At 49.6% G+C, this 8,774-nt stretch carries 6 protein-coding genes; 3 read left to right on the top strand and 3 right to left on the bottom strand.

All coding sequences use genetic code 11. The features are described 5' to 3' along the window. Together glmS and IQ235_RS11480 are read right to left on the bottom strand one after the other, a co-directional pair. The coding region (glmS, locus tag IQ235_RS11485; RefSeq protein ID WP_264321603.1) for a glutamine--fructose-6-phosphate transaminase (isomerizing) at window positions 1–1,573 on the bottom strand (1,573 nt) is incomplete at its 3' end. 474 nt (window positions 1,574–2,047) lie between these two features. After that, window positions 2,048–3,061, bottom strand: a complete 1,014-nt coding sequence (locus tag IQ235_RS11480) for an SGNH/GDSL hydrolase family protein (RefSeq protein ID WP_264321602.1) — start codon at window positions 3,059–3,061, stop codon at window positions 2,048–2,050. A 509-nt stretch (window positions 3,062–3,570) separates the two neighbouring features. Between IQ235_RS11480 and IQ235_RS11475 the strand changes: the two genes are divergently transcribed. Continuing rightward, on the top strand, window positions 3,571–3,924 hold the full coding sequence (locus tag IQ235_RS11475) for a rhodanese-like domain-containing protein (protein WP_264321601.1): 354 nt from the start codon (window positions 3,571–3,573) through the stop codon (window positions 3,922–3,924). 135 nt (window positions 3,925–4,059) lie between these two features. Here IQ235_RS11475 and IQ235_RS11470 read toward each other — a convergent pair whose 3' ends face one another. Beyond that, window positions 4,060–5,583 (bottom strand): carboxypeptidase M32, encoded by a 1,524-nt coding sequence (locus IQ235_RS11470; protein WP_264321600.1) that lies wholly within the window; start codon window positions 5,581–5,583, stop codon window positions 4,060–4,062. 441 nt (window positions 5,584–6,024) lie between these two features. Between IQ235_RS11470 and IQ235_RS11465 the strand changes: the two genes are divergently transcribed. Continuing rightward, entirely contained in the window at window positions 6,025–7,605 is a 1,581-nt protein-coding gene (locus IQ235_RS11465) for a glycosyltransferase family 39 protein (RefSeq protein ID WP_264321599.1), read from the top strand. A gap of 276 nt (window positions 7,606–7,881) precedes the next feature. Continuing rightward, window positions 7,882–8,774, top strand: an 893-nt coding sequence (locus tag IQ235_RS11460) for a CBS domain-containing protein (RefSeq protein ID WP_264321598.1), incomplete at its 3' end; no start/stop codon positions are given.

The following is an 8,774-nucleotide window of genomic DNA, read 5'->3' as shown; positions in this document are numbered from 1 at the left end:
CTTCTGCGTGGATGTAGCTAATCTCCTTGAGTTTGAGCGCCCCTTCCATGGCGATCGGGTAGTTAATCCCCCGGCCGAGAAAAATGAAATCCGTCGTCTCGCTAAACTCGTGGGCCAATTCCTCGATGCTGGCTTCCTGACTTGCCAAAACCTGCTCGATTTGCATCGGAATCTGCCGCAACCCTTCCAAAATCTCCGCCATTCGCGCCGCCGAGAGGGTTTGTCGCCGATAGGCAATCTCCAGCGCCAGGGCGTAAAATGCCATCAACTGCGCCACAAAGGTTTTCGTCGCCGCCACCCCAATTTCGACCCCAGCGTGGGTATCGATAATATGCGCCACCAACTGCCCCAAAGACGACTCCGGACGGTTGGTAATCCCGAGCAATCGCGGCTCGAAGCGATCGGCACCACCGTCCTCGATCGTATTCGATTTGGCGAACCGACGCTGCTGTTCCATTGCCAGTGCTGCCAGGGTATCGGCCGTTTCACCCGATTGCGTTACGCCGATGGTGAGAGTATGGGCGGTGATCGGCGAGGGGGAATAGCGAAACTCCGAGGCATACTGCACCATCGTCGGAATTTCTGCTAATTGTTCCAGAAGGTACTTACCCACCAGACTGGCGTGCCAACTGGTTCCGCAGGCGAGAATTTGGATGCGATCGAGATTTTCGTAGAGGGTGGGGGGCAAATCCAGCTTGATGGGGGAACCCTCGGAGCGATCGAGATTCCACTCGCTGTCGAGATAGTTCGCCAAACAAGTCCGTACCACTCCCGGCTGTTCGTAAATCTCCTTGAGCATGAAATGCCGGAACCCCTGCTTCTCCACCTGGATCGGACTCCAGTCGATGATGTGGGGGTACTTATTGATGCGCTCTCCGGCAAAGTTATAGACTTCCGCCCCCAAGGGGGTCAGCCGCGCCATCTCGCCGTTATCCAAATGCAGGACGGCATTGGTATAGGGGACGATCGCCGGGGTATCCGAGGCGCAGAAAAACTCCCCTTGCCCGAATCCGATCGCTAGGGGGGCCTGCTGGCGGGCAACGATTAGTTCGTCGGGATAGTCGGCGCAAATAACGGCGATCGCAAATGCTCCTTCGAGGCGATTCACCACTTGCCCGACGGCATCGAGTAACGGGGAAAACGAATCGGTTTCCCCGTGGGAGAGAACATGGGCGAGCAAATGGGGAATGACTTCCGTATCCGTCTGCGATCGAAACTCGTATCCTTTCTCTTTCAATTCCGATCGCAGTTCTCGATAGTTTTCGATGATGCCGTTTTGCACCACCGCCACCCGTCCCACTCCATCCATATGTGGGTGGGCGTTGTGTTCCTCGGGTTTGCCGTGGGTAGCCCAGCGGGTATGTCCGATGCCGATGCGATCGGGATTGTCTGCACCGTCGAGTTTCCGGCGCAAGTTGTGCAGCTTGCCTTTCGATCGCACGCAGTGAACTTCCCCCTCTCCCACCGTGGCAATCCCAGCCGAATCGTAGCCCCGATACTCCAGCTTCTCCAGCCCGTCGAGCAAAATCTCACTGGCCGCTCTCATGCCGATATAGCCAACAATTCCGCACATTCACGCCACCATCCCGATCTTTACAAGAATTTACCCTCAAGGACACCGAATCCCATTCCGGCAAGTTAGCAAAACTTCTGGCTAGATGCAAGGGACGGGGAGATGAAGAGGCGTAGAAATATTAGAAACATTGAGTTTCTCGATCGCAATGGGGACAGCCTTCGATCGATTGCATTGAAAAGTGATACGATCGGACGATATTTATATTATTTTGTATCTTTTCTCTCAGAATTTGCAAAAAAGCTAGAGTCGCTTCCAGAATTTATACGACCGAAAAAAACTGAGATTGCAAAGGTAATATATAACGAAGGTTGGGGGGAGACCCCACACCCCCTGCGGAAAAGCGATCTCGTTTCGGGGACGATATATCCTGCTGCGCATCGAGACCCCGCAGTCAGTGACTCTGCTGCGGTTGCGTACGGGTGAGGTCTTCCCAGATCTTTGGGGGGCCCATTCGTGGGACGTTGACTCTTTCTAAGATTTGCTCCGAGCAATTTGTCGGGTTTTCTGTCGGCGCTCGAACGCTTTGCCTAACGCACCGACAGCAAGTGCGCCGAGAATCGAAACTCCCGGCTCGGGAACGTTGGCTGGTTCGTGCACGGCGTTGAATGCCGCTTTACCGATAATCTGCTGGGTGGCGGAGGTGGGGTGAATGGCATCCCAGACAAGGTACTCGTTAGGATTATTGCAAACCACCAACGGTACGACACTCGCCAAACAGGACTCGGTAACATTGGTAAAGCCGAATTGAGCGGGGTTGGCAATGGCTTGGGTAAAGATAGAATTGATGTCTAAAAGCGTGAGTTCCACTTCTGGGGCGAGGGTTTGGTCTAAAGCGTTGACGGTATCGAGCAAACTTGCGTTGTGGGCTTGCGTGAGGGCGTTCAGTCCGGCGGAAACGACGGGATCGCCATTGGTTAAGGGTAGCAAACCCAGGGAAGGCAGGTTCGCAACGAGGATATTTTGCGCCCCAACACCAGCGAGGGCTTCGATGGCTGTTGATAGATTGGAAACCGGCGTACTCGGATCGGTGAAGTTATTGAACAGGTAATCGTTTGCTCCCGCCCAGATTGTATACAAGGCATCGGGATCGGCATTTTGTCCGGCGGCTTGCAGACCCCCGAGAAACGTATTGACCTGCCCCAAAACACCGGGAACGGGTACTTGAACGGGGGGATCGTCGATGACAAAAATTGCCTCGAGTCCCGTCACTGCACCGCCAATCGCAAAATTAGTATTCTGGTTGGGGGTTAATCCCAAATCTGTGGCGAGAAACTCAACCCAAATCGGGCCGTTGGAAAAATGCCCGTCGAAGTAAGGCGGACTGGGGGGAATTTGCCCGCCCGTTCCAGCAAATGCATTGCCGGTATCGGACAAGCTATCGCCAAAGACATAAATCTCGCTAAACAAATCCGCTGCTGTTGCCATTGAGGGATAGACAAAGGCAGATAAAACAACACTTGCCATCCAGAAGGAATTTTTCATCATCGACTCCTGAGCTGTTAAAATCTAAAAATACACGTACTTACGTATATTTTTATTGAAATACGTAAGTATATTTGTACGTGTTTATTTTTGGAATAGCAAGAGTTCGGGCACAATTCGATAATAAATTTACAAAATCTTAAAAAACGAATAACTGACGCGAAGCCTATCGGTAGAAAAAACGAACATCGAAATAAATTCTCGCGACGCAGTATATCAATTTAAAGCCATTTTGGCTGTTTCACAAGTGGTTTCGTATTCGATTTTAAATTGAATGCGATGTTCTTTAGTGTATATTTTTATTGTTTTTTAGCTTGTTCTGAGGTTAAACTTTATCTGAAAATTGATGTCGAAATCGATCGAAGTCGAAAATGTTTGAATGAGGACGAGCGCTCTTGTAAAATAGAAATTTCGAGATATCGTTTTTTATTTCAACGATCGAAAAACTGTGACGATCGCTACACAGTGTCGTCACACTTTGCAAACGTTCAATTCGTCAGTCCAGTGCCCCCATGAACGATCCGACATCTATCGATCGAATCAGCGTCGAAGAATTAGCCGTGCGGCTGGCATCAGAACCGAACAACTCCCGACAGCTCATCGACGTGCGAGAACCCCATGAAGTTGAAATTGCCTCTCTTGACGGCTTCGAGAACCTACCGCTGAGCGAAGCCGAACAATGGACCGCCACCATCCGCGATCGCTTCGATCCGAATACAGAAACATTGGTACTATGCCACCACGGAATGCGATCGGCACAAATGTGCCACTGGCTGGTCAGTCAGGGATTTTCTCAGGTGTATAACATCGAAGGAGGCATCGATGCTTATTCGATCGTCGTCGATCGTTCGGTTCCCCGTTATTAGATGCGGGCTTTGCAATTCAATAAAGTAACCCACTCGGACGTTGAAAGCTAGTAGGGGTAAACGGCCGTTTACCCCTACGGTAGGTCTGTTATATTCGGGCACATCTCTAACTCGAGACCGCTGTCGGGGCGATCGCTAGAGTTGATAAAGTTCCCCAAACTTCGTCCGAATGTAGCTCACGAACGGATCGATACTCAAAGAACGACCGGTGACCCGTTCGACGAGTTCCGTCGCCGTATACTTCATACCATGTTGGTAGATATTGTCTCGGAACCAGTGGTGCAGGGTCTCAAATTGACCGCATTGGAGTTCGCTCTCGATTTGGGGATGGGTTGTGAGGGCGGTTTCGTAAAGCTGAGCGCTCATCAGGTTGCCCAAAGTATAGCCCTGGAACATGCCCCCGATGGTGCCGCAGTACCAATGTACGTCTTGCATTACCCCTTCAGCGTCATTTTGGGGGACGATACCCAAATCGCTTTGGTAGCGTTCGTTCCAAGCCTGGGGTAAATCTTGAACCGACAGCTTTCCTTCGAGCATTTCCAGCTCTAGCTCGAAGCGAATCATAATATGGAGATTGTAGGTCACCTCATCGGCATCGGTACGGATAGGCGATCGCGCCACCTTATTAATCCCTCGATAAAACTCCGATAGAGATAGGTTTCCCAATTGTCTGCGAAATACGCTCTGGAGTTGGGGATAGAAATACTCCCAAAACCCGCGAGAACGGGCGACGCAGTTTTCCCAAAGTCGTGCTTGGGCTTCGTGCATCCCCGCCGAAACCCCGTCAGCCAGGGGAGTTCCTTCCAGTTCGGGATCGATGCCCTGTTCGTACAGTGCGTGACCCATTTCATGAAACGTGCTAAACAATCCCTGGTTGAGATCGTCGGGATAGATACGGGTGGTGAACCGAACGTCGTCGATGGAAAAACTGGTGGTAAACGGGTGGGGGGAGCAATCTTGGCGACCGCGCCCGAAGTCATATCCCATGCGGGCGATGGCTTGGCGACAGAACTCGAGTTGCTGTGCTTCGTCGAAGGATTGGTGCAATGCCGAGTCGTCGGTGGGAGCGGCGGCAACGATCGCATTTAGCATGGGAATAAGCTGTTGGCGAAGCTGAGCGAACAACTCTTGAGTCATCGCCGTCGTCATGCCGTAATCCGCGCGATCGATTAGGGGGTCGGCAATGCGGTCGGCATTGGGAAAAAAGCCAGCGTACTTGCGGCTGAGATCCAAGGTTTTTTCTAAATACGGCCGTACCGCTGCAAAATTGTTCTCCGGTCGGGCTTTGGTCCACACTTCATAGCATTGTGCCTGGTGCAGCGAGAGTTCGGCCATGAAGGATGCCGGAACTTGCATCGCTTGTTCGTAGTTGCGTCGAGCGAGGCGAATCAGGCTGGCATCTTTCGAGCTGTAGGGGAGATCTTTTTCGTAGTACCGCAGATCTTCGAGTAGCCGTCCGAGTTCTGGAGCGGTCATTTTTTGGTGCGCAATTTGCCGTAGGGTGGCGATCTGCCGTCCTCGTGCCGATGCGCCTCCGGGTGGCATATAAGTGGTCTGGTCCCAATCTAGGAGAGCAGCAGCAGCATCAAGGTCTTTAATTTGGGCTAAATGGGATGTTAATTCTTGAAATTTTGGTTCGATTTTCTCGAGCGTTTGCATGACTTGGTGTTTGATAATGAGGCAATGCGCAACCTGATGACGGGAAAAATACCAACCGTATCCTTTACCCACATTTGTACGAAATTTTGCCAGTGGTTGGCAAATTTCAGTAAAGGAGGTTTCGCGATCTCTTTCCCCCGATTTGGACGCTACACCCTTCCATCATATTCCCACCGTCGTGAGGATTGACTCGAACCCAAAGAGTCCAGAATTTAGACAGTTAACAACGGCGGATTCACGGCCAAACAGAAACAAGCCCAGAGCGCTACCTTATCAAAACGTGACCCGATGGATTAAGATGACCGAATAGATGGATTTTATTGGTCTTTGCTGAATGCGAGCGAGTATATCATATCCGGTCGAGAGATGCTACGATCTCGCCCTCGATCGACCAACTAAATGGTTAAGTTTTTGCCCGATTTCAGCACGATCGAGCGGTTAATGAATTCAAAGGTTATTGCTTCGATATCTCTGAAGAAAATTATTATTTTGGCGATCGTACTTGGGGTTTTCTTGAGATTTTACAATCTCGATCGTAAAGTCTATTGGTACGACGAAACGATGACTTCTTTGCGAATTTCTGGTTATACGAAAAGCGAACTGGTAGATCTCGTCTATACTGGAGAGCCAATTGCGATCGGAACCTTTAGAAATACCTATCAATATCCCAATCCGAGTCGAGACTTAAACGATACCATAAAAGCTCTCGCCCAACATCCAGAACATTCTCCTCTCTACTACCTCCTCGCTCGATTTTGGTTGCAGGTTTTCGAGCCATCGGTGGCGACAATTCGCAGCTTATCGGTTTTGATAAGTTTGTTGGTTTTTCCTTGTGCTTATTGGTTGGGAAAAGAGCTATTCGATAACCCGATCGCACCGGGGTTGAGTGTGGCGATCGTTGCGATTTCTCCCTTTCATATTCTTTACGCTCAAGAAGCTCGAGAATATAGCCTCTGGACGGTGGCAATTTTACTCTCTTGTGGGGCAATACTGAGGGCATTGCGACTATCTAGAGCCAACCCCTTTGAAATGAATTGGAATGTTAATTTAATTTTGAACTGGGGAATTTATGCCCTAACTGTTGCCTTGGGTCTGTACGTACATCCTTTTTCTGCATTAGTCTTCATCGGGCACGGAATCTACATCGCGATCCTGGAAGGATGGCATAAAAAGCGAATTATATTTGCTTATCTTCTTGCCTCATTTTCGGGATTATTATTATTTTTGCCTTGGCTATATATTGTTGTTTCCAACTTTTCATACTTTATAAAAAATACAATTTCAACCACCAACCCTCGAGAAAATCTGCATTTAATTTGGGGTTTAAATTTAAGTCGAATTTTTTTTGATGTCAATCAAGGGACAAGTTTAATTAATCCATTATTATACCTAATTGTTGGGTTGTTTTTCTATAGTATTTATAGTCTGTGCCGAAATACTCGATCGCAAACTTGGCTCTTCGTTCTTCTGTTGATGGGTGTCACCGGACTGGCTCTGATTGGTCCCGATCTTTTAGTGGGCGGACGCCGATCGAATAACTTACGATATGCCATCCCCTGCGTGTTGGGAATTCAGCTTGCTGTGGCTTATTTATTTGCCACGCAATTGACAAAGCTTCCGCAACCTAAATCTAAGGGACGGTACTGGCGTTTCGGATTAATCGGCTTACTCTTTGTTGGTTTTATTTCGAGTGCTGTCAGTTCTCAATTTGAAGTTTGGTGGCATAAAAGCTATGCCAAGAGTCGATACAATCCCGCCATTTCTCGCATTGTCAACCAAGCCGAAAATTCGATCGTCATCAGCGATGACGTTCCCGGAGGATTGCTGTCTTTTAGTCATTTATTGGAGCCAGACGTACAGTTTTTATTTCTCCGACCAGCGGCAACTCCAGAGATTCCTACCGGATTTAGTAAGGTCTATTTATATCGCCCTTCAGAAGAGTTGAAACAGCGCGTTCGGGATGCAGGAAATGGAAAGATAGAACGAGCCTATAAAGGATGGTTGTGGCAGCTCGATCGTTAAGAAATGACCGATCGCGTCAAATAAGCGATCGCAATTTGCCATGATTTGAGCCAGTGTGAGGTAACGGCAAAATTCAAATAAAACCAGCGGATCTCAAATCAGGAGATTGTGTGAAGATGGTAACCGATCTCGATCGACAATTTCACAATCGTAAAAGTTAAAAACGCCAACATTGGCGACATCTAAAATTAGATATCCCAATTCATCTCCCCATCTTCTTTGGCGGGTCAGATAATAGAAGTTTCAATCGAAGTCGTCATAACGGCGAAAGCGACTATGCAATGCGACAATTCCCAAAATCTGCTACCCGCTTTAGAGCAGGCACTCGATCCCAACCCTCTCATCATCCGTTCGGATCTGCGATTGAATGAAGCAATCGCCCAGATGAGTCAAAGTTCAGATCGATCGCCACACCCATCACAAGCCTCACCTCGTCGTGCCAGTTGCATTTTGGCGATCGAAAATTCGCACTTAGCGGGTGTATTAACCGAGCGAGATATCGTCAGACTGACCGCCGAGAGTCAAAATCTAGACGACCTAACGGTGGCACAGGTGATGACGCGGCAGGTTGTGACCTTAAAGCTCTCGGACAGCCTCGATTTGACCGACGCGCTCCAACTTCTGCGCCGATACCGCATTCGGCACCTACCCGTCGTCGACGATCGCCATTATCCCATCGGCATCGTAACCACCGAAAGTATTCGCCGAGCGCTCCAACCGAGCAATCTCCTGAAGTTTTGGAGTGCAAAAGATGTGATGAGCGAACAAGTCATCTGCGCTCCACCCACCGCATCGCTATTGTCTATTTCCCAACTGACCATCGAGCATCGAGTCAGTTGCGCGGTGATTGCCGAGGCGCATCCTGTACTCAACGGGGAAGAAAATGCAACCCAATGGCGACCGGTGGGCATTATTACCGAGCGAGATATCGTTCAATTTGGGCTTCTCAAACTCGATTTAGCCAACACTCAAGCGCAACAGGTGATGAGCGCGCCGTTGGTTTGTCTGAGTCCGATGGATTCGTTATGGACGGTTCAGCAACAAATGCAGCAGTTGCGCGTCCGTCGGCTGGTGGTCACTGGCACCCAAGGGGAATTGCGAGGTATCGTCACCCAGACGAGTCTGTTGCAAGCTCTCGATCCGACGGAATCCTATCGGGTGATTGAGAC

Source organism: Zarconia navalis LEGE 11467 (assembly GCF_015207075.1).
GTDB classification, from domain to species: Bacteria; Cyanobacteriota; Cyanobacteriia; order Cyanobacteriales; family Geitlerinemataceae; genus Zarconia; species Zarconia navalis.
The sequence above is the reverse complement of the archived record's forward strand: the minus strand, read 5'-3'. Positions and strand labels throughout refer to the sequence as shown.